The following is a 21,197-nucleotide window of genomic DNA, read 5'->3' as shown; positions in this document are numbered from 1 at the left end:
GCTTGTGCTAAGGTCGCGGCCATATGAAGACATTGATTCCGGTTGGCGCGCTGCTGGCGTGCCTGGGCGCGGGCGCTGCTGCCCGTGCCGAAGAAGCGCCGCCGCAGCCGGCCTGGGTCGAGCAGCGCGTGCTGACGGCCGATTTCGCGTTTGCCGCCTACGCCACGCTGGAAGACGAAGAGCTGTCGACGATTCACGGTATCCGCATCGTCGACCGCAAGACCGGCGCAACCGTGCAGGAGATCCAGGTCAACGACGCGTTGCCGACCCGGCGCGCGCTGGCGGAACTGGTGCAGGTGGTGGACGCCAACTTCGATGGCCGGCCCGACATCGCGCTGCCGTACAACGACGGCGGCGCCGGGCCGAACTTCGTCAACCAGTACTACCTGTTCGATCCACGCCGCGGCCAGTTCGCGCTGGACGCGCTGCTGTCCGAGCTGTCGCAACCGTCCGTCGATCCCGACGGCACCATCACATCCGCCGCGCGCGGTGGCTGCTGCCAGCATTCCGGCGCCAAATATCGCTACATCAAGGGCAAGCTGACCTTGGTCGAGGAACTAAACGAGTCGTTGTCGGCCGATGGCAAGTGGATCGAGACGAGCACGCGCCGGCTGGTCAACGGCAAGTGGCAGCGGCGCTTCAAGCGGGTGCCGCTGCGCGAATGACATCCCAGGATCTCCGACGCTGAGATAGCTCAGCCTGTCCCCGGTGCTTCACCTGCCACCTTCACGGCTCGCGCAGAAGAGCGCGCGGCCGATCCATTCGTAGGCATCCTTGGCACCACGCTGCTGGTACAGCCGGCCCAGCGCGCGCATCGCCTCGCAGTCGCCCATGTCGGCCGCCTGCAGGTAGATCTCGACGGCCCGGGTCTCGTCGCGAGCGACGCCGCTGCCCGCCTCCAGCAGCCGCGCATAGCGCCCGAACGCCGGCGGAAAGGATGCCTGCATCGCCTGCCGGTACAAGGGCGCGGCGGCAGCCGGATAGGCCGGTCCGCCGCGGCCTTCCTCCAGCATCGCCGCAAGCTGGTATTCGGCGCGGCCGTTGCTGCGGCCCAGCGCCGCGCGGTACAGCGTGGCGGCCCGCGCCTCGTCGCGCGGCATGCCGATGCCCTGTTCGTGGCTGCGCGCCAGGAAGAAGCTGGCCATCGCATGGTCCTGCTGCGCCGCCCGTTCCAGCAATTCGATGGCGCGGACGCGGTCCGCGTCGTTGTCGGCACGCTGCAGCAGCCGGTTGCCGAGCCGCGCCTGGAACTCCGCCTTGCCGCTGGCGGCAGCCTGCGTCATCCAGTACAGCGCTTCCTCGTCGTCGCGCGTGCCGCCCACACCCGTGTCGGCCATCCAGGCCAGCCACGTCTGCGCCTCGGCGCTGCCGGCCTGCGCGGCCTGGCGCAGCCAGTGGCGGGCATCGTCCGGCCGGGGCGGCTGCACCGTTTGCAGGTAGAACCCGGCCAGGCGCACCTGGGCCGCGGCATCCCCCGTCTCGGCGGCGCGGCGATACCATTCTTCCGCCTGCGCCAGGTCCACGTTGCCCAGCTTGCCGGCCTGGTACCACCACCCCAGTTCCATCTGCGCGGCGGCGGCGCCCGTCTCGGCGGCCGCGCGCACGGCGGCAATCAGCTCGGCGTTCGGTGCCGCCGGCCGCTCCGGCAGGTACCACACGTACTGCATGGGGCGCCACTGCGTCGGCGTGGCGGCCGCGGCGGCGAGTCCATGGAAGCGGCAGCGCGCGATGCCGGCCAGCGCGGCCTGGTCCAGGTCCTCGTGGCCGCTGGAGACGTCGACGCGGCTGGCGGTGACGCGCCCGCCGCTGTCGACCTGCACTGCCACCGTCGTCTTGCCTTCGGCGCCACGTGCCAGCGCGGCAGGGGGCCAGGCGGGCAGGCCGCAGACGTTCAGGTCGCGCGTCATGGCGTGGCCGGCCGCGTCCGTGCCGGTGGCGCCCGCCGAGGTTGCCAGCAGTGCGCCAGCCAGGAAGAGGATGTTTTTCATTGCGCCAGGATAACCGATAAGCACTCATGAAAAACACACACTTTGTAACGGGCGGCCAGAATGTCGTCAAAGTGTAATGAGTGTGCCCACCCGTGTAATTCGTTACGGCCTTTTTGTCCCCGCTGGCGATTTTCATGCGGGGCTGGCGCAGAATGCAGTTGTCGCCGGCCGCATTCGCACCGGTTGCGCCGCCAGCATAGGAGTAGCGCCATGAACCAGCTCGCCCACCTTCCCGCCATTGCCATTGTCGCCATCGCCCCGACGGTGCCGCGCCCGCGCGCCGCCGCGACGCGCTGGGTACGGGCCCGGCCCGTGCCGCTGGCGTTGCTGGGCAATGGCTGCCGCGCCGCTCGGGCTCACGGGCCGGCGACGGTTCCGCCATGCGGCGTGCACCGGCTGTTCGAGGCGCATGCGGCGCACAATCCGGCCGCGATCGCGATCCGCACCGACGACGGCAACTGGACCTATGGCCGGCTGAACGCGGCGGCCAACGCGCTGGCGCGGCGGCTGCGCCGGCATGGCGTGCGCCCCGGCGATACGGTGGCGACGGTGCTGGAGCGCTCGGCGCGGCTGGTGGCCGCCGCGCTGGCCATCGTGAAGTGCGGCGCCACCCACGTGCCGCTCGACCCGGCCGCACCGCTGTCCTGGCAGGCGCACGTGCTGGCCGACAGCGGCGCCAGCGCCGTGCTGGCCGACGCCATCCGGCTGCCCGGCCTGGCGGCCGGTCCGGTCGCGCTGGCGATCAATGGCGCGCGCCGCACCGATGCCGATGGCAACCTGCGGGTCGAGGCACCCGTCGGCACGCCGGCATGCCTGCTGTATCCGGCTGCGAACAGCGGCAAGTTGCTGGGTCACGGCCTGCCGCATGCCACCCTGGCGCGGTTGGCAGCACGCAACGGCTATGCCGATTTCGGCGCGGCCGACTGCGTCGCCTTTGCCGGCGGCAGCCCGGCGGACGTGGCGGGACTGGAGCTGTGGGGGCCGCTGCTGGCGGGTGGCAGCCTTGCGATCCTGCCCGAGGGGGTGGACGACCAGGGGCTGGCGGTGGCGCTGCACCGCCATGGGGTCACGGTGCTGTTCATCGCCACATCCCGCTTCGACGCTTGCGCCTGCACGATCCCGGCCACGCTGGCGGACCTGCGCGTGCTGCTGCCGGTGGGGCCGCGGCCCGAGATGGCGTCGTTCCATGCGGTGCTGGACCGCGAGACCGAGGTGGATATCCGCCACTGCTACGGCGCCAGCGCGGCGCTGGCGTGCGCGCTGGCGCACCGGGTGCGGCGCGCGCACGATACGCGGCAGTACAACTGAACCGCCACGAAAGGGGTATGGCGCGGCCGCCACGGCGGCGCTAACATCGGCGCCACCGGATCGTCCCGCCGCCGGGGCGGGGCGCCGCACCATGCAAGAGGAACCCCGTGGGCAAAAGCAGACTGGAAGCATTCAGCGACGGCGTCATCGCCATCATCATCACGATCATGGTATTGGAGCTGAAGGTGCCGCACGGCGTCACTGTGGATGCGCTGCTGCCGCTGGGGCCCGTGCTGCTCAGCTATGTGCTGAGCTTCGTCTACGTCGGCATCTACTGGAACAACCATCACCATCTGCTGCACGCGGTGCAGGGCGTCGGCGGCGGCGTGCTGTGGGCCAACCTGCACCTGCTGTTCTGGCTGTCGCTGATCCCCTTCGTCACGGGCTGGATGGGCGAGAACCACTTCGCCACCTTGCCGGTCGCGGCCTACGGCTTGATCCTGTTCATGTGCTCCATCGCCTACATGCTGCTGGTGCGCTTCCTGACGCGTCACCAGCGCGAGAACCGTGCCTTGGCCGAGGCGATCGGCTCGGACGGCAAGGGTCGGCTGTCCACCGTGCTGTACGCGGCCGGCATCGCGCTGGCCTTCGTGCATCCGTGGCTGGGCTTCGCGGTGTACATCGGCGTCGCGCTGCTGTGGTTCATTCCGGACCGGCGCATCGAGAAGCGCCTGGCCTGAGCCCGATCAGCCGGCGCGCGTCGGCGTCGCCGGCACGGCGGCCGCGGGGGCCGGCCAGGACAGCACCATCAGCACCGCCAGCGTCGCAAGCGGCAGTAAGAGGCACCAGAAGCCGGCCAGGCGGAAGCCGTAGCCCCCCAGGATGCAGCCCAGCGCGAACGCCAGCATGGGCCAGCCGAAGCGCGCCAGCTTGTCGCGCACGGCCGCGGTGCCGTGGCCCGTCAGGCAGTCGGTCAGGTTGATCAACAGCTCCGTCACGTTGCCCGTCATGACCGTGGTCGGTGCGATGCGGCCGAACACCAGCTTGCCGGCCGCGTTGTGGATGCCCATCGCGGCGGCGCCCAGCATGCCGGCGGCCAGCACGACGGGCGCGCCGGGGTCGAGGGGCGGGCTGCCGACGATGGCGGCCGCCGTGAACGCGGCCAGCAGCAGCAGCTGGGACGCGAGGAGCGGCCGGATCGCGCTGACGCCGCGCCGTTCGCAGGCGTTGGCCAGCAGCCGGGCGCCGATCACGCCCGCCGCGAATGCTGGAAACGCGAGGAATTTGAGCAGCAGCACGCCTTCGCCGGGATGGCCCAGCTCCGTGCCGATCAGGACGAAGTTGCCCGTGACGTGGGCGGTAAACAGGCCGAACAGGCCGACAAAGCCGGCGGTGTCCACGTAGCCGGCCAGGGTGGCCAGGCTGATGGCGAGGAAGAGGTCGCTGGGCCGAGCGATCATGGGAAACTCCAGGAGGTGAGAAACGGATAAGCTCGTGTCCCACCGCGGGGTCAGTCACCGGACCGGGACACGAGCACGGCTGTGGCGCCGCGGCGATATTGCCGAGTCCGTGTCCCGCTTGGGTGACTGACCCCGGGGTGGGACACGGGCTCGGCAGTAGGGCGGGTCAGGACTTCAGGAAGGCCAGCAGCTCGGCGTTCAGTTTGTCCTTGTGGGTGGTCGGCAGGCCGTGCGGGGCGCCTTCGTAGACGACCAGGCGGCCCTGCGGCAGCAGCTCGACCGCGCGGCGGCCGGTGGCGGCCAGCGGCACGATCTGGTCGTCGTCGCCGTGCACGACCAGGGTCGGGATCGTCATCTTCTGCAGGTCTTCAGAAAAATCCGTTTCCGAGAACTGCTTGATGCAGGCGTAGGCGCTGCGGATGCTGCATTGCATGCCCTGCAGCCAGAAGGTCTCGCGCACGCCGGCCGATTCCTTGGCGCCGGCGCGGTTATAACCGTAGAACGGTACCGTCAGGTCCTTGAAGTACTGGGCGCGGTCGGCCTGCACGCCGGCGCGGATGGCGTCGAAGACTTCCATCGGCACGCCTTCCGGATTGTCCGGGCCCTTCAGCATGCGCGGCGTGACGGCGCCCACCAGCACGGCACGCGTGACGCGCCCGGTGCCGTGGCGGCCGATGTAGCGCGCGACCTCGCCGCCGCCCGTGGAGTGACCCACCAGCATCGCGCTCCTGATGTCCAGCGCGTCCAGCAGGGTGGCCAGGTCGTCGGCGTAGGTGTTCATGTCGTTGCCGTGCCAGGGTTTGCTCGACAGGCCGTGGCCGCGGCGGTCGTGCGCGATCACGCGGTAGCCGTGCTCGGCCAGGAACATCATCTGGTCTTCCCAGGCGTCGCCCTGCAGCGGCCAGCCGTGGCTGAAGACGACGGCGGGGCCGTCGCCCCAGTCGGTGTAGCGGATCAGCGTGCCGTCGCGCGCGGTGACGGTATTGATGGTGCGGGTGGTCGTCATGGGATGTCCTTTCGGTGACAGGGGGAGTGACCTTGCCATTGTCGGCAACCGGCCCGCCCGCCGTCTACGGCACCGAAGGCCGGCGCGCGCCTCCCCCGGATGGGTGGGTACGCGACGCCGAAGGCGCCGGTGTGGTACAAAGGCGGTATCGTTTTTTTCAGCAGGGAGATCCCATGTCCGGTTTCAGCATCAATCTCGAACAAAAAACCTTGGCCAATACGGCGTTCCGCAACGTCCTCTACACCACCGAGCGCAGCCAGCTGGTCGTCATGGCGCTGCAGCCGGGCGACGAAATCGGCGAGGAGCGGCACGAAGGCCACGACCAGTTCATCCGCGTGGAATCCGGCCACGGGGTGGCGATCCTGGATGGCGAGGAGCACAAGCTGGAGGACGGCGTCGCCGTCGTCATCCCGGCCGGCACCACCCACAACGTCATCAACACCTCGCAGGACGAGCTGCTGCACCTGTACACCCTGTACACGCCGCCCGAGCATCCGGACGGCGCGATCCACCTGACCAAGGCCGAGGCGGACGAGTACGAAGCGCAGCACGGCCACTGATCCGCTGTAAGTTTTTTGCCACGGCGGCGCCCGTCGCCGTGGTGTCTCCCACCGCCTCCGGGCACTTTCTCTTCCCCCTCTGCCGTGCCATGTCCCCATCCCAGCCTCTGCCGCTTGGTAATGGTTGCGTATAACATTTGATGGTAAAAGATGTTGACTTTGCATTTTTGCGCTCCTACACTCGAATCGCTGCGTTACCGCCGGCCGACACGGGAGGAGCGCCGCCATCGATAAAAAAACAGGAGACAAACCATGTTGCAGAACCATCGAGAGGGCGGCCCGCGCGCCCGCCGCCGGCGCGCGCGCGTCGTATTCGGCCTGACCGTGATGGCCGGCCTGATCACCCAGGCCCATGGCCAGGAAACGACCACCTCCGGCTCTTCCGCGGGGGCTGAAGATAACGCTACCAATGCGCTGCAGACGGTCCAGGTCACCGGCTACCGCAACAGCCTGCTGTCGTCGGCCAAGGACAAGAAGGAGGCCGTCGGCTTCCAGGACTCCATCAATGCCGAGGACTTCGGCAAGTTCCCCGACAAGAACATCGCCGAATCGCTCAGCCGCGTGCCGGGCGTGCAGGTCGGCCGGGACGTGACGGGCGAGGGCATGACGATCCAGATCCGCGGCCTCGGTTCCAGCTTTACCAAGATCCTGTTGAACAATGCGCCGGTGGCCGTCGCCTCGTCCGGCCCCATCGACGGGGCCAACACCAACCGCGAAGTGGACCTGGACCTGCTGCCGACCGACCTGTTCACCAAGCTCACCGTCAGCAAGAGCCCGACGGCCGGCATGATCGAGGGCGGCGCGGCCGGCGTCGTCAACCTGCGCAGCGCGCGCCCGTTCGACAAGGAAGGACGCCAGCTCTCGGCCAGCCTGACCGGCACCAAGCAGCAGATCGCCGACAAGGCCGGCCTGCGCGGCTCGCTGCTGGCCAGCCAGACGTGGGACGGCAAATTCGGCATCCTGGGCGGCGTGTCGTTCTCGCGCCAGCAGGCGCGCACGCGTGGCTTCGAGACCGTGGGCTGGACCAACCCGAACCTGACGGCGGCGCAAAGCAATTCGCCGGCCCGCAACGCCACGGGCGGCGGCAACTGGACGATCCCCGCCACCGTGCCGGTCAACGCCGGCAATGGCCTGGTCGCAGGCAGCGTGATCGACCAGGCCTTCCTGCTGTCGCATAACCCTGGCCTGACGATCGACCAGATCGACCACGCCATCGTGCCGCGCCTGGGTCGCGCGATGGAGTACTACGGCACGCGCGACAAGATCTCGACGGTGTTCGCGGCCGAGTACCGCCCTGGCGAGAACCTGCGCTTCTACCTGGACACCATGTACAGCAAGAAGGACGACGACATGCAGCGCAATGCCTACACCTGGGCCGTGCGCAACAACGCCTCGATCCCGCTCGAAATGCAGGTGGACCGCGGCGACTGCGCCAACGGCTGCGTGGTCACGTCCGGCACGTACGCCAATGCGCTCAACTTCATCGAATTCGGCCCGCGCCGCGACAAGGTGGACCTGCTCGGCATCAATCCCGGCATGGAATGGCAGATCGCGCCGAAGCTGGCGCTGGATGCGCAGGCCAACTGGAACCGCAGCCGCTTCACGCACATGGCGCCCACCGTGATGCCGATCACGGCGCCGAACAGCGGCAACACGATCAGCTACACCAACGACGGCGGCGTGCCGGCCATCGTCTCCAGCCTCGACCTGAACGATCCGGCCAGCTACCAATGGACGGGCGGGCGGGTCAACATCCAGAACGAGCTGCGCGAAACCCAGACCAAGGGCATCCGCGCCAACCTGGCCTGGGGCGACAAGGCGCTGACGATCAAGGGCGGCTTCGCCTGGGACGACATCGACCGCACCATCCGCGCGCAGGACAACTCGGCCGCCTGGCAGGCCGCCGTCTGCGGCAACAACCCCAGCGTGTTCCTGCAGGGCCCGAACGGGGCGCCGCCGTGCAACGGCGCCAGCACCCCGGGCGCCAGCGCAGCCGCGCTGTATCCCGGCTACGGCACCGGCTACACGGCCGGCCAGAATGCGCCGCTCAGTTATCAGGGCTCGCTGATCCCCACGGCGGCGCTGCCGGGCTACCTGGTGCCGGGTCCGTACGGCCGGCTGGCGCTGGACTGGGGCCGCTTCCGCCAGGATTCGAACTTCGACTACTACAACGGCAGCGCGCCCGACGCGGGCGCCTCGTCCACCGGGGCCAGCGCCGGCTACATCCGCGAGAAGTCGAAAGCGCTCTACCTGGAAGCCAGCGGCGAGTCCACGCTGGCGGGCTACGCGCTGCGCTGGGACGCCGGCGTGCGCTACATCCGCACCAACCAGCAGGTGGGGTCGCTGAACTCGCAGCCCGACCCGCGCAACGCCAACCTGCCCCTCAACGGCAGCAAGTACCCGAACATCAACCAATGGGTGTACCGCGCATCCGACTACAGCAACACGCTGCCCTCGGCGACGCTGGCCGCGGACCTGCGCAAGGACGTGGTGCTGCGCGCCGCCGCCTCGCGCAGCATGACGCGGGTGGATCCGAACGCGCTGCGCCCCGGCATCAATTTCTCGTCCGTGTCGGCCGACGTCGGCACGATGGGCAACCCCGAGCTGCAGCCCTACCTGTCCGACAATATCGACCTGGGCCTGGACTGGTACACGGGACGGGAAGGCTACGTCTCGCTGACCTTGTTCCAGAAGCGCATCAACGGCTTCACGGTCAACGAGAACATCACGATGCCGTTCTCCGCCTTGGCGCCGTACGGCATCAACTACAACACCCTGATTCCCACGCAGCAGCTGGCGATCGACTCACGCGGCGGCCCGGACAACGCCACTGTCGTCATGACGCGGCCGCGCAACGCGGACGGTATCCTGCGCATCCGCGGCCTGGAGCTGGGCTGGGTACAGCCGCTCGATAAATGGCTGCCGTGGCGCGGCTTCGGCTTCAACGAGACGCTCACCCTGATCAACCAGCGCGCCAGCGGCGAGGGCAGCAGCGGCTTCATCGCGCTGGGCGTGCCGAAGAAGACCAACAACTTCGGCATCTACTACGAAAATCACGGTTACATGCTGCGTTTCATGCACACCTATTCGCAGGGCAGTCAGGTGGCGAGCGCAAACCAGAGCGGCATCACGGCCGCCGCGTTGTACGGCGACGACTACAAGCAGCTCGACTTCTCGTCCAGCTTCGAACTGGACCAGATCTTCGACCGCGACGGCCTGCCCGTGCTGACGTTCGACATCGTCAACCTGAACCGGGCCAAGCGGCGTGGCTACTTCCAGTTCGCCAACGCGACGATGTCGCAGTACGACCCGGGCCGCACCTTTGCGCTGGGCTTGCGGATGAAGTTCTGATGCGGCGCTGCCTCGCCACCGCGCTGCTGCTGGCGTGCGCGATCGCCGCAGCGGCCGAGACGCCGATTCCCGCGCTGCGGACAACGGGAACCGAGCGCCCCACGCAGCAACTGATCGTGGAGGGCCAGCCTTACCTCATCCTGGGCGGCGAGCTGTACAACTCGTCCGCCAGCAGCCTGCCCTACCTGCAGAAGCTTTGGCCCCAGCTGAAAGCCGTCGGCCTGAACACGCTGCTGGCGCCAGTCGAGTGGGACCAGATCGAGCCGGTCGAGGGAACGTTCGACTTCACGGTGCTGGACGGCATGCTCAAGCAAGCGCGCGCCCACGACATCCGCGTGGTGTTGCTGTGGTTCGGCGCCTGGAAGAACTCGATGTCCACCTATGTGCCGCCCTGGGTCAAGCAGGACAACGCGCGCTTTCCCCGCGCACGCAGCAAGACCGGCGCACCGCAAGACATCCTGACACCGTTCGGCACCGCCACCCTGGCGGCCGACCGGGCGGCATTCGCCGCGCTGCTGCGCCACCTGCGCCAGGTCGATACGCAGCGCACCGTGCTGATGGTACAGGTCGAGAACGAGATCGGCATGCTGCCGGACGCGCGCGACCATGGCGTGCTGGCCGATGCCGCGCTGCGCGCAGCGGTGCCGACGGCGTTGCTGCGCTACCTGCAGGCCCATCGCGCCACGCTCCATCCCCACGTGCGCGGCCTGTGGGAAGGGCAGGGCGCGCGCCAGGGCGGCACCTGGCGCGAGGTGTTCGGCACCTCCATCGAGGCCGAGGAGGTATTCCAGGCCTGGCACTACGCCAGCTTCGCCAATGCGCTGGCGGCCGCCGGCAAGGCCGAGTATCCGCTGCCGATGTTCGTCAACGTGGCGCTGAACCGGCCCGGCAAGAAGCCTGGCGAGTATCCCAGCGCGGGACCGCTGCCGCACCTGTTCGACGTGTGGAAGGCGGCCGGGCCGGCCATCGACATTCTCGCCATCGACACCTACTTCGCCAACTTCACGCATTGGGCGCGCCAGTTCAAGCGGCCGGACAATCCGCTGTTCGTGCCGGAGGCCAACCGCGCCGGCCGCGCCGACCTGGGTGCCAACGCGTTCTGGGCCATCGGCGAGCTCGATGCGATCGGCTTTTCCCCGTTCGCCATCGAGAACATCCGCGACGCCGGGGCGGACGTGCTGCCGGGCGCCTACGCACTGCTGCGGCAACTGGCGCCGCACATCCTGGCGGCGCAAGGGCAGGGGCGCATGCGCGGCTTTCGTCCCGACGTATCGTACGACGGCGTGGTCGACACCGGCAATGCGCAGGCGGCGCTGGGCGGCTACCTGCTGGACGTCAGCTTCGCCAATCAGTGGGGCAAGACCGAAAGCGCGGACTACGACACGCGCGGCGGCCTGGTCATCCAGACCTCGGCCGACGAGTTCCTGGTGGCGGGGCGCGGCATCACCGTCACGTTCAGGAGCCCGGCCACACCGGCCGAGGGCGTCGGCATCCTGCAGGCCACGGAAGGCGGCTTCGTCGCCGGGCGCTGGCAACCGGGGCGCTGGCTGAACGGCGACGAGACGCACCAGGGACGGCATATCCGGCTGCCGGGTGATGCGTTTACCGTACAGAAGGTCCGGCTCTACAAGTTCCGTTGATACCACTTCGATGCAGGTTGACAGCGCGCCCTCCTGGCTTTTAATGTGGCGTTTTGCATCGCCGAACATGAGGGGGACGAAGATGGTCGATGGCGGCAGGCTGCCCGGGGCGGCGCCGGTATTCTGGGATCTGGATGGAACGCTGATCCACAGCGATCCCGTGCACGACGCGTCGATCCTGCACGCCTGCGCGTCGCAAGGGCTGGCGCTGGCGGCATTGCCGCCGCTGCCCGCCGGTGCCAGCGGTCCGGAAGTGTACCGCGCCCTGTTCGGTGGCGCCGGCGACGATGGCCTGCCGGCGCGGTATGCCGCCTGGTACGATGCGACCGTCGATTACGTGCTGGCACATCTGGCGAGTGCGCAGCCTGCGGCATCGGCCGTGCGCTTCTGCCGCTGGCTGGGCAGCCGGGGCGTGGCGCAGACGCTGGTCTCGAACTCGCACCCGCGCATCATCGCCGCCGCCCTGGAGCAGCTCGACCTGCGCCACCGTTTCACGCACCTGTGCAGCGGCGACGAGGTGGCGCACCCGAAGCCGGCGCCGGACGTCTACCTGCGCGCGGCGGCGCTGCACGGCCGCGCACCGGCCGCCTGCGTCGCTTTCGAGGACAGTGCCAATGGCATCCGCGCGGCGCGCGCCGCCGGCATGGCCGTCATTGCGCTCAGTGCCGATCCGGCCCTGCATGCGCTGGCCGGGCAGGGCTTCGATCCGGCCGACGAGGATGCGTGGCGGGCGTTGCAGGCAAGTTGGCGTTAAACCCACGAAACCCCTGGTGACAGGCACCCATCTCAGGGTCTGCGACCCTGAGATGGGTGCCTGTCACCGTGGGTCTTGGCTGATCCGCCTGGACCTAGAACAAGGTGCGCTGCCGGCTCGTCAGCAAGGTAAAACTGTCGCCCAGGAAGGGCAGGATGGCATCGGCCACCGGTTGCAACTGGCGCTCCAGGTAATGCGCGTAGTCGATCGCCGATCGCCGCGTCTCCAGCGGTTCCGGGCCGGCCGTCGTCATCACGTAGCGGATCCAGCCGCGGTTCTGGTACTGCAGCGGGCGGCCCTGCGCGGCGTTGTAGTCGTCAGCCACGCGAGCGGCGCGCACGTGTGGCGGCACGTTGCGCTCGTACTCGTCGAGCGGGCGGCGCAGCCGCTTGCGGTAGACCAGCAGCTCGTCCAGCTCCCCGCGCAGCATGCGCTCGGCATAATCGCGCACGTAATCGCGGTATGGCTCCCCCTTGAAGATGCGCAGGTAGAGGGCCTGCTGGAACTGCTGTGCCAGCGGCGTCCAGTCGGTACGCACCGTCTCCAGGCCCTTGTAAACCACGTGCTCGCTGCCGTCCGGGCGCAGCACCAGGCCGGCGTAGCGCTTCTTGCTGCCCTCTTCGGAGTCGCGCACGGTGGGCATCAGGAAGCGGCGGTAGTGGGTTTCGTACTGCAGCTCGAGCGCGCTGGCCAGCCCGAACGTGGCCTGCAGGTGCGTGCGCCAGAACTCGTTGACGTGGGCGACCAGGGCGCGGCCGATGGCGTCCGCCTCGTCCGCGCCGTGGCCGCGCTTGAGCCAGACGAAGGTGGAGTCGGTATCGCCATAGATGACGGGATAGCCTTGCGCCTCGATCAGCTCGCGCGTGCGGTGCATGATCTCGTGGCCGCGCATCGTGATCGACGACGCCAGGCGCGGGTCGAAGAAGCGGCAGCCGGACGATCCCAGCACGCCGTAGAAGGCATTCATGATGATCTTCAGCGCCTGCGACAGCGGCGCGTTGCGTTCGCGCTTGGCGGCCTCGCGGCCCTGCCAGATCTGGCCGACGATGGCGGGCAGGCAGTGGCCCGCGCGGGCGAAGCGGGCACCGCGAAACCCCGGCACCGTCTCCTGCTCGGGCGCGCGCAGGCCCTCGATGAGTCCAACCGGGTCGATCAGGAAGGTGCGGATGATGGACGGGTACAGGCTTTTATAGTCCAGCACCAGCACGGAGTCGTACAGGCCGGAGCGCGAGTCCATCACGAAGCCGCCCGGGCTGTCTTCGTTCGGCACGTCGCCCAGGTTGGGCGCCACGAAGCCGCGCCGGTGCATCAGCGGCATGTACAGGTGCTCGAACGCGGCGACCGAGCCGCCGCTGCGGTCGGCAGGCAGGCCCGTCACGCTGGCGCGCTCGAGCAGGAATTCGAGCAGTTGCGTGTGCGCGAAGATGCGGGTGACCAGCTCGCAGTCCTGCAGGTTGTAGCGCGCCAGCGCCGGCTTGTCCTCGGCGAACATGCGGTCGATCTCGGCCATCCGGTCGTACGGGTTGTCGATCGCCTTGCCTTCGCCCAGCAGCGCTTGCGCCACGTGCTCCAGGCTGAACGAGGGGAAGCTCCAGGTGGCCGAGCGCAGCGCCTCGATGCCGTCGACGATCAGGCGGCCGGCGGCGGCCGCGAAATAGTGCTGCTGGCGCGGGTGTTCGCGCCATTCCAGCGCGCTGCCGTCGCGCCCCAGGCGCAGCGGGATGCCGTATTGTTCGGCGTGCTGGCGCAGCACGCGCAGGTCGAACTGCACCACGTTCCAGCCGATGATCGCGTCCGGGTCGTGGCGCGCGATCCACTCGTTCAGGCGTTCCAGCAGCAGCGGCCGGGTGGCACAGTATTCCAGCGTGAAGTCGACTGCCGGCGCATTGGCGGGCGGCTCGCCCAGCATGTAGACGTCACGCCGGCCGCAGCCTTGCAGCGCGATCGAATACAGCTCGCCGTGCGCCGTCGTTTCGATGTCGAGGGAGCACAGGCGCAGGCGCGGCCGGTAGCCGCTGGCCGGTTTCAGGTGCGCGTCCACCAGCAGCTCGCCTTGCGGCGTGCCGGCAAACGTGACAGGAGCGGTGATGAAGCGCTCCATCAGGTAACGCTCGTGCGGGCGCACGTCGGCCTCGTACACGTCCACGCCATGCTCGCGCAGGCGTTTCTCCAGCTTCAGCAGGTGGCGGTACTGCTGGCAGTACAGGCCCAGCACCGGACGGTGGCGGAAATCGCGCAGCGCCAGCGGGCGCAGTTCCCAACCCGGCTGGCCGCGCAGCACTGCCTGCGCCATCGCTTCCTGCTCGGCGGGCACGAAGGCGACCGACGGCTGCGGCGGCAGCCGGAGGTGGCGCGGGCCGTCATCGGTGGCCAGCCAGAAGTCGACTTCCGTGCCGGCCTCGGTGTCGCGCCAGTGGCGCGTCAGGAGAAAGCCCTGGGGTGGGGTGGTCAAGCGCTGCTCTCGGGGTCTCAAAACCCCGTAGTGTAAGACATTGGTGACAGGCACCGATCTGCCAGTCTTCGACTCGAGGATCGGTGCCTGTCACCAGGGGTCAAATCTCGCGCCACGCCGTCCGGTTGCGCCCCGTCTGCTTGGCGCGATACAGATGCGCGTCGGCTGCGGCGAACAGGTCGCCGGCCGTTTCGCCGGGCAGCAGGGTGGCGCCGCCCGCGCTGATCGTCAGCACGGGTGCGGCCGCTGCGGCGGCGTGCGGGATCGCCAGCTCGGCCAGGGCGTCCGCCAGTTCGCGCACCACCTGCCGGGCCAGCGCCGCGTCCGTGTCCGGCATCAGGAGCACCAGCTCCTCGCCACCGTAGCGGGCCGCCAGGTGGCCGGGGCGATGGGCGGCGGCGGCGGCCACGCGCGCCACGGCGCGCAGCGCGCGGTCGCCGGCCGGGTGGCCGTAGTGGTCGTTGTATTGTTTGAAACTGTCGACGTCGACCAGTGCCAGCGACAGCGGCGAGCCGCTGTCGCGCGCGCGCTGCCACTCGGCCGCCAGGGCCTCGTCGAAGCGACGGCGGTTGGCCAGGCCGGTCAGCGCGTCCACGTGGGCCAGGTGTTCCAGCAGGCGCTGCTGGCGTACCACCTGCAGGTGCAGTGCCACGCGCGCCATCACGACGGTGGCGTTGAACGGCTTGGCGATGTAGTCGGCCGCGCCCATCTTGAGGCCGTTGGCCTCGTCCTCGGGGCGATCCAGGCCGGAAATGAAGATGATCGCGATGGCCGCCGTGACGGGATCGGCACGCAGCCGGCGCAGCACTTCGAAGCCGTCCAGGTCCGGCATCATCACGTCCAGCAGGATCAGGTCGGGCGTGTGGCGCGCCGCGCGCTCCAGCGCCTGCTCGCCGTTCTTCGCCAGCAGGACCGTGTATTCCGGTTTCAGCAGCTCCGCCAGCACCTGCCGGTTGATCGGATCGTCGTCCGCGATCAGCACCTTCTGTGTTTCCACACCATTCATGCGTTTTCTTCCATGTTCACGTCCAGGGCCTGCGCCAGCGTGGCCAGTGGCGCCAGGGCTGCATCATATTCGATGTCGTCGATGGCGCGCGCAACGGTGGCGACCAGGCCGCCGTGCGGGCTGTCGGCCAGCAGCGCCTGCAGGGCCTGCGCGACGTCCTCCGCGCGTGCGTCGTCGCTGCGCAGGTAGCCCGCCAGCAGCCGGATCAGCTCACCGGCGTCCGCCTGCGCCGGCGCGGCCGGGGCGGGCGGCTCGGCCTGTGCCAGCCCGGCCAGCAAAGGCTCCAGCGCGTCCGCCAGCTCGCCGGCCAGGGCCAGCGCGCGTTCGGTGCGCGCCGGGCCGCGCAGTTCCTGCTCCAGCTGGTCCGCCAGCCCGGCCACGCGCCAAGCGCCGATGTAGGCGGCGCTGGCCTTCAGGGTGTGCGCCAGCCCCTGCAGGGACGCCGGCGTGCGGGCGGCGACCGCATCGCGCACCTGCTGCGCGGCGCCGTCGTACTCGCCGCGGAAGCTGCGGATGCGCTTGAACAGGCGCGCCTGCCAGTGTTCGCCGCCGGTGCCGGCGCGGGTCCAGTCGACACCGTCGATGGCGGGCAGGCTCGCCGTCGCGCCAGCATCGGGCAGGTCCGCCGGCGGCAACGCCGCCAGGCTGCGTCCGGCCAGCCGGCCCGGCGGTATCCACTTCAGCAGGGTGCGGAACAGCTGGTCGGGATCGATCGGCTTGGTGATATGGTCATTCATGCCGGCGGCCAGGCTGCGTTCGCGATCGCCCGCCATCGCGTGCGCCGTCATCGCCACGATCGGCAGTTCGCGCGCGCCGATGCTGGCGCGGATCTCGCGGGTGGCCGTCAGGCCGTCCATCACGTGCATCTGGATGTCCATCAGCACCAGGTCGTAGTCGCCCTCGGCCACCATGCGTACCGCGTCGGCGCCGTGCACGGCCACGTCCACCTGCATGCGCGCGGCGGCCAGGAAGTCCAGCGCCACCTCGCGGTTGTTGGCATTGTCCTCGACCAGCAGGATGCGCGCGCCGTCCAGGCGCGTCAGGTCGGCGCGCACCGGCTGCGGCGCCTGCCGTCCGTCGTCGCCCGGCTCGGCCAGGTCGGGCCGCAGCACCTGCAGCAGCGTGTGGTACAGCAGGGCCGGGCCGACCGGCTTGTGCAGGAAACCGTTCATCGGCACCAGCCCTTCCTGCTGCAGCACCGCGTCGCGGCTGGCGGCGCTGATCATCAGGATCGCCGGCGGCGCCGTGAAGCGGCGGTCGGAGCGGATGCGGCGGATCGTCTCGACGCCATCCCAGCCCGGCATCATGTAATCCATCAGCACGACCTGATACGGGTTCCCGGCCAGCATCGCGGCCGCCAGTTCCGCCAGCGCGCCCTCGCCGGAATCGATGCCGGTGGCGTGCACGCCCAGGGAACCCAGCATTTCCACCAGCGCCTCGCGCGCGGTCGCGCTGTCGTCCACGACCATCACGCGGGCATTGTGCAGCGGCGCCGTCGGCGCGACCGGCTGCTGGCCGGGATCGGCCACGCCCAGCGGCACCGTGAACGAGAACTGGCTGCCGGTGCCGGGTGTGCTGGTGACCTTGATCCGGCCGCCCATCAGTTCCACCAGCTGCTGCGAGATCGACAGCCCCAGCCCCGTGCCGCCGTACTTGCGGGTAATCGAGGTGTCGGCCTGGCTGAACGACTGGAACAGGCGCGCCAGCTGTTCCTCGTTCATGCCGATGCCCGTGTCGGTGACGGAGAAACGCAGCACGACCGTGCCGGGCGCGCGCTGCGCCACGCTGACCGCGACGACGATCTCGCCTTCCTCGGTGAACTTGACGGCATTGTTGGTCAGGTTGATCAGCACCTGGCCCAGGCGCAGCGGGTCGCCCACCAGCCGGCCCGGAATGCCGCGGCCGACGCGGAACACCAGCTCGACCCGGCGTGCGTCGGTCTTGATGGCGGTCAGGTTGGACAGGTGATCGAACAGCTCGTTCAGGTCGAACGGCACGGCTTCCAGCACCAGCTTGCCCGCCTCGATCTTGGAGAAGTCGAGGATGTCGTTGATGATGCCCAGCAGGTGCTCGCCCGCGCCCAGGATCTTGTCCAGGTAATTGCGCTGCTTCGGGCTGGGGTTGGCCATCAGGGCCAGCCGGCTCATGCCGATGATCGCGTTCATCGGCGTGCGGATCTCGTGGCTCATATTGGCCAGGAAATCGGACTTCATGCGCGTGGCTTCTTCGGCGCGCAGCATGGCATTCTGCATCGCCTTGGTGCGCAGGCCCAGGATGCGCATGAACAGCAGCATGTCGATGGTGCTGCCGAACTGCAGCGCGTGCATGGTCCAGAAATTCGCGCCCAACAGGCCCTTGAAGACGAGGGTCAGGATCACCGACGAGACGAAACTGATCGACCAGCCGACCAGGAAATAGCTGCCGACGGTATCGCCGCGGCGGGCCCGGGCAAACGCCTTCGGCAGGCCGAGCAACATCGGCATGATGCCCAGGGTGCTGATGAACAGCACCAGCGTCTCGACGTCGATCAGGTCGAACGCGAAGCCGATGGCCGTCAGCACGCACAGGCCGGCGCCGATGCGCATCAGGCGGCTGTAGACGCGATCCATGCCGGGCCGCGCCAGCGCCTGCTGCACGAACAGGTAGGCGCCGCAGGAGGCGGCCAGCGACAGCAGGCCGCCGGCATGCTGCGTCATCCACGCATTGCCGGGCCACAGGTATTGCGCGCCGATGCCGAAGAAGTCGGCGGAATACAGCGTCACGCCGCCGACCAGCAGGGCGTACTTGCCGAACAGCGGCTCGCGCAGGTTGGCCCACTGCGCCAGGCTGTACAGCAGCAGGCACACGGCCAGGCCCAGCATCAGGCCCTGCAGCATGTGCTCGTCCAGCGCGGCGGCGTGGAACGCTTCCGGCGTGTACAGCTGGATCGGCAGCAGGATCGGGGCGGACGTCTGCGCCCGCACCAGGATCGTGTGGTTGGCGCCGGGCGTCAGGTGCAGCGAGACGGCCGGCACGCGGCCGGACAGGCCGCGCTGGCCGGCCGGCAGCAGGTTGCCGGTCGGCGGGTGCGGCAGGATGCGGTTGCCGGTGGCCAGGTAGACGTCGACCCGGTTCAGCAACGCGTAGTCGATCGCCAGTACACGGTGCGTGTCGCCGCCGGGCGGCACGCTGATGGGGATGCGCAGCCACACCAGGTGCGGCTCGACGCCCAGCGTGGCGTTGGCCGTGCGCGGCGCCGTGAAGCGGTCGGCGGCGGCCAGCGCCTGTGCCGGTGTCAGCTCGCCGCGCGGGTCGTCCAGCACGGTCAGGGCAGGCCAGGCGTCGATGACGCCCACGTTCGGATCGACCACCAGCGGCGCCGGCGCCGCCACGGCGGCTTGCGCCAGCAGCTGGCCGCCCAGCCAGCAGCACAGGGCGCACAAGACGGTGGCGAGCGTGGCGAGCGGTCGGTATGCCGCGCTCCGCGTCATGCGGCTTCCTGACGCCGGCCCGCCAGCTTCGCCTCCAGCCGGTTGACCCAGCGCGGTGCCTTGGGATCGCGTTCCCACGAGTGCACGGCCGTGTTGACCTGGTTGAGCAGGGTCGACGGCAGCTTCAGCGGCCGGGTCTCGCTCATCAGCATGCGGACCGTGAAGCGGTAACCGACGGCGCGCGTCACCATGCGGCACAGCGAGAACTGCGGCACGAAGCGGCGCACGGTCCAGTCGACGGCGCGCGTGACCCCCATCGTCACCAGGAAGGCCACCCAGGTGGGCAGGCCCACGCAGCGGTTCAGTCCCAGGTCTTTCGAGGTGGCGCCGCCGCACAGGTGGCGCGTCAGCAGCACGGGGAAGGCCTTGAAGGAGGGCAGCGGGATCTCGTTGGCCATCATGTTCATCAGCGCGCCACCCAGGCCGGGGCGCGGGTCGGGCAGCCAGGACTGCGTGCGGCCGCGCTGCTGCAGCTGGTGGAACAGCTGCTTGGCTTCGGCCATCGAGGCGGGCATCAGGGCCCGCTCGATGCCCAGCACGTGGCCCATCACGTTCCAGGCGTGCAGGTAGGCCTCCTCGTCCTCGGGGCGGAACGGGATGCCCAGGCCGTGCAGGCCGCGCAGGAACACGTAGTGGAAGGTCAGCAGCGTGTAGGCCAGCTCCTGCTGGTTGCAGGGCAGGCCGTGCCGGGCCGTGTCCCAGCCGTTGGCGTACAGCGTGTCGTACAGGCCCTGGCCGTGCATGCGCCGGGCCGCGATCACGGGGCGCTCGTTGCCGGCCACGACGCGCGCCGGGTTGGTGCGCAGGATCAGGTGGCGGATGGTGGCATGGATCAGGCGCACCTTCAGCACCTGGGCGACACCGGCGCCTTCCGGCGTCGTCAGGCCGCCGCGCATCATCACGGGGAAGATCATCGCGGCCGTGCTGCGCACGCGGTAGTCGGTATGCTGTTCCAGCTGGCCCGCCGTGTGCAGCACGCCGGCCAGGTCCGGCAATACGTAGCATTCGGGCAGGCTGGCGCAGAACAGCAGCGCGCACGAGACCATGCTCATTTCCATGAACAGCTCTTCGGCGCGGCCGATCTTGCCGATGTCGGCCCAGTCGGGCAGGGCGCTGCCGGCGCGCACGTAGGCTTCCAGCGCGGCGGCGATGGCGGCTGGCGTGCCCGGACTGGCGCGCCAGTCCACCAGGTCGGCGTTGGTCTGCCAGCGCGCCAGTTCGCGGTTGACGATGCCGATCGCGGTCCAGGGGCCGGACGGCGAGTCGCAGGCGTCGATGACACGGGCGACGGTATCGTCGGCCAGCGGGTCGGCACGCAGCTCGGGCGACGTGGCCAGTGCCTGCAGCGGTGCCGCACCCATCACAGCTCTCCCCGCGCGGTCAGCGGGCGCTGCCAGCGCGCGTAGCCGCACAGCGCGGACAGCAGCGGGATGCCCATCGCGAAGAAGGCGATGGTGCGGGTCTCGACCGGATGGCCGGCGGCCATCTGGAACGCCATGTTGGCGCCGTAGATGAACAGCGGCACCAGCACGTGGCGGCGGCTGACCGGCAGCGCGGCGGCCGGCGGGTGCCGGCGCAGCGACAGGCGGAACAGGAACACGATGACGAACGAGACCAGCATCCAGCCGACGAAGCCCTGCACCGTCTCGCCGAACCACCAGCCGTCCTTCATCTCCATGATCCAGGCCTCCAGCACGAACACCATGTACGGGTCGGCGCCCAGGTCGTAGGCGGTGACGATCATCGCCGCCAGCAGCGACATCGTGATGTCCTGCGCCAGCGGCGCGATGCCGTCGCTGGGCGCCTGCCAGACGATCAGGTTGGAGATCACATAGGCGATGTAGGTCAGCGCGAACCACATCAGCGGGATGACGACGGGGACGTCGCCGACGGTCGGGCCCAGCACGTCGGTATAGGTGTAGCTGCCGAAGAACCAGCCGTACGAGGAGCCCAGCTGCTCGGCGCCCCAGCCGATGACGACGGCGATCAGCACGAAGTGCAGCGCGGCGCGCCCGCCCAAGAGGTGGATCGCGCTGCTCCAGCAGACGGCGAACATGACGATCGAGCTGACGATCAAGAGCGCGGTGGTATCGGACTGGCCGCGCGTGAGCAGCACGGCGGCCAGCACGAGCGCCAGCGCGTAGTTGAGAAGTGGCAGTTTGGTCAGCAGTCGGTTCATCCCGGATCCCTGTATCGATAGTATTGCGCCGCGGCCCACATTGTCGGCCAGATCGTGGCGGCTTTTTGTATGACTTTGTACGG

15 protein-coding genes are annotated in these 21,197 nt (G+C 69.3%); 7 read left to right on the top strand and 8 right to left on the bottom strand.

Going from position 1 to position 21,197, the window contains the following annotated elements:
* Positions 1 to 23: 23 nt before the first annotated feature.
* Positions 24 to 665: a hypothetical protein gene (locus tag E7V67_016965; protein ID WUR11402.1), complete on the top strand. Its 642-nt coding sequence runs from the start codon at positions 24 to 26 to the stop codon at positions 663 to 665.
* A 48-nt stretch (positions 666 to 713) separates the two neighbouring features.
* Here the strand turns inward: E7V67_016965 and E7V67_016960 are convergent, their stop codons facing one another.
* Positions 714 to 1,988, bottom strand: coding sequence for a TonB family protein (locus E7V67_016960; protein ID WUR11401.1), 1,275 nt, complete (start codon positions 1,986 to 1,988; stop codon positions 714 to 716).
* A gap of 210 nt (positions 1,989 to 2,198) precedes the next feature.
* Between E7V67_016960 and E7V67_016955 the strand changes: the two genes are divergently transcribed.
* Positions 2,199 to 3,296 carry an AMP-binding protein gene (locus E7V67_016955; GenBank protein ID WUR11400.1) on the top strand — a complete coding sequence of 366 codons (1,098 nt, stop codon included), beginning with the start codon at positions 2,199 to 2,201 and terminating at the stop codon, positions 3,294 to 3,296.
* Positions 3,297 to 3,403: 107 nt separating this feature from the next.
* Entirely contained in the window at positions 3,404 to 3,976 is a 573-nt protein-coding gene (locus tag E7V67_016950) for a TMEM175 family protein (GenBank protein ID WUR11399.1), read from the top strand.
* Between the two features lie 6 nt (positions 3,977 to 3,982).
* On the opposite strand, the gene E7V67_016945 is transcribed toward E7V67_016950, so the two are convergent.
* Entirely contained in the window at positions 3,983 to 4,696 is a 714-nt protein-coding gene (locus E7V67_016945; GenBank protein WUR11398.1) for a YoaK family protein, read from the bottom strand.
* A 166-nt stretch (positions 4,697 to 4,862) separates the two neighbouring features.
* Positions 4,863 to 5,702, bottom strand: a complete 840-nt coding sequence (locus E7V67_016940; GenBank protein WUR11397.1) for an alpha/beta hydrolase — start codon at positions 5,700 to 5,702, stop codon at positions 4,863 to 4,865.
* Positions 5,703 to 5,875: 173 nt separating this feature from the next.
* Between E7V67_016940 and E7V67_016935 the strand changes: the two genes are divergently transcribed.
* The 4 genes from E7V67_016935 (at position 5,876) to E7V67_016920 (ending at position 12,007) form a co-directional block, all read left to right on the top strand.
* Positions 5,876 to 6,262 carry a cupin domain-containing protein gene (locus E7V67_016935; GenBank protein WUR11396.1) on the top strand — a complete coding sequence of 129 codons (387 nt, stop codon included), beginning with the start codon at positions 5,876 to 5,878 and terminating at the stop codon, positions 6,260 to 6,262.
* A 252-nt stretch (positions 6,263 to 6,514) separates the two neighbouring features.
* On the top strand, positions 6,515 to 9,613 hold the full coding sequence (locus E7V67_016930) for a TonB-dependent receptor (protein WUR11395.1): 3,099 nt from the start codon (positions 6,515 to 6,517) through the stop codon (positions 9,611 to 9,613).
* Entirely contained in the window at positions 9,613 to 11,253 is a 1,641-nt protein-coding gene (locus E7V67_016925) for a DUF5597 domain-containing protein (GenBank protein ID WUR11394.1), read from the top strand. Before E7V67_016930 ends, E7V67_016925 begins: the two co-directional genes overlap by 1 nt.
* A 67-nt stretch (positions 11,254 to 11,320) precedes the next feature.
* A complete protein-coding gene (locus E7V67_016920; GenBank protein WUR11393.1) occupies positions 11,321 to 12,007 on the top strand; it encodes an HAD family phosphatase in 687 nt (228 codons plus the stop codon).
* Between the two features lie 94 nt (positions 12,008 to 12,101).
* Here E7V67_016920 and E7V67_016915 read toward each other — a convergent pair whose 3' ends face one another.
* The 5 genes from E7V67_016915 to E7V67_016895 all read right to left on the bottom strand — a co-directional run bounded on the left by E7V67_016915 (position 12,102) and on the right by E7V67_016895 (position 21,114).
* Complete coding sequence (locus E7V67_016915) at positions 12,102 to 14,459, bottom strand: DNA polymerase II (protein ID WUR11392.1); 2,358 nt, start codon at positions 14,457 to 14,459, stop codon at positions 12,102 to 12,104.
* 100 nt (positions 14,460 to 14,559) lie between these two features.
* Positions 14,560 to 15,465: a diguanylate cyclase gene (locus E7V67_016910; protein WUR11391.1), complete on the bottom strand. Its 906-nt coding sequence runs from the start codon at positions 15,463 to 15,465 to the stop codon at positions 14,560 to 14,562.
* Positions 15,462 to 18,935, bottom strand: coding sequence for a response regulator (locus E7V67_016905; protein ID WUR11390.1), 3,474 nt, complete (start codon positions 18,933 to 18,935; stop codon positions 15,462 to 15,464). The genes E7V67_016910 and E7V67_016905 overlap by 4 nt, the downstream gene beginning before the upstream one ends.
* Positions 18,932 to 20,296 carry an oxygenase MpaB family protein gene (locus tag E7V67_016900; GenBank protein WUR11389.1) on the bottom strand — a complete coding sequence of 455 codons (1,365 nt, stop codon included), beginning with the start codon at positions 20,294 to 20,296 and terminating at the stop codon, positions 18,932 to 18,934. The genes E7V67_016905 and E7V67_016900 overlap by 4 nt, the downstream gene beginning before the upstream one ends.
* Positions 20,296 to 21,114, bottom strand: coding sequence for a carotenoid biosynthesis protein (locus E7V67_016895; protein ID WUR11388.1), 819 nt, complete (start codon positions 21,112 to 21,114; stop codon positions 20,296 to 20,298). Before E7V67_016895 ends, E7V67_016900 begins: the two co-directional genes overlap by 1 nt.
* Positions 21,115 to 21,197: the final 83 nt, after the last annotated feature.

Source organism: [Empedobacter] haloabium (genome assembly GCA_008011715.2).
Classification (GTDB): Bacteria; Pseudomonadota; Gammaproteobacteria; order Burkholderiales; family Burkholderiaceae_D; genus Rugamonas; species Rugamonas haloabia.
Note: the sequence above shows the minus strand (reverse complement) of the source record. Positions and strands in the feature narration are given on the sequence as shown.

Bases quoted from the DNA above. Each gene is read 5' to 3' on its own strand.
- E7V67_016920 (WUR11393.1), top strand. From the start codon at position 11,321: ATGAGGGGGACGAAGATGGTCGATGGCGGCAGGCTGCCCGGGGCGGCG.
- E7V67_016960 (WUR11401.1), bottom strand. From the start codon at position 1,988: ATGAAAAACATCCTCTTCCTGGCTGGCGCACTGCTGGCAACCTCGGCG.
- E7V67_016905 (WUR11390.1), bottom strand. From the start codon at position 18,935: ATGACGCGGAGCGCGGCATACCGACCGCTCGCCACGCTCGCCACCGTC.
- E7V67_016925 (WUR11394.1), top strand. From the start codon at position 9,613: ATGCGGCGCTGCCTCGCCACCGCGCTGCTGCTGGCGTGCGCGATCGCC.
- E7V67_016935 (WUR11396.1), top strand. From the start codon at position 5,876: ATGTCCGGTTTCAGCATCAATCTCGAACAAAAAACCTTGGCCAATACG.
- E7V67_016895 (WUR11388.1), bottom strand. From the start codon at position 21,114: ATGAACCGACTGCTGACCAAACTGCCACTTCTCAACTACGCGCTGGCG.
- E7V67_016940 (WUR11397.1), bottom strand. From the start codon at position 5,702: ATGACGACCACCCGCACCATCAATACCGTCACCGCGCGCGACGGCACG.
- E7V67_016945 (WUR11398.1), bottom strand. From the start codon at position 4,696: ATGATCGCTCGGCCCAGCGACCTCTTCCTCGCCATCAGCCTGGCCACC.
- E7V67_016930 (WUR11395.1), top strand. From the start codon at position 6,515: ATGTTGCAGAACCATCGAGAGGGCGGCCCGCGCGCCCGCCGCCGGCGC.
- E7V67_016900 (WUR11389.1), bottom strand. From the start codon at position 20,296: ATGGGTGCGGCACCGCTGCAGGCACTGGCCACGTCGCCCGAGCTGCGT.
- E7V67_016910 (WUR11391.1), bottom strand. From the start codon at position 15,465: ATGAATGGTGTGGAAACACAGAAGGTGCTGATCGCGGACGACGATCCG.
- E7V67_016955 (WUR11400.1), top strand. From the start codon at position 2,199: ATGAACCAGCTCGCCCACCTTCCCGCCATTGCCATTGTCGCCATCGCC.
- E7V67_016965 (WUR11402.1), top strand. From the start codon at position 24: ATGAAGACATTGATTCCGGTTGGCGCGCTGCTGGCGTGCCTGGGCGCG.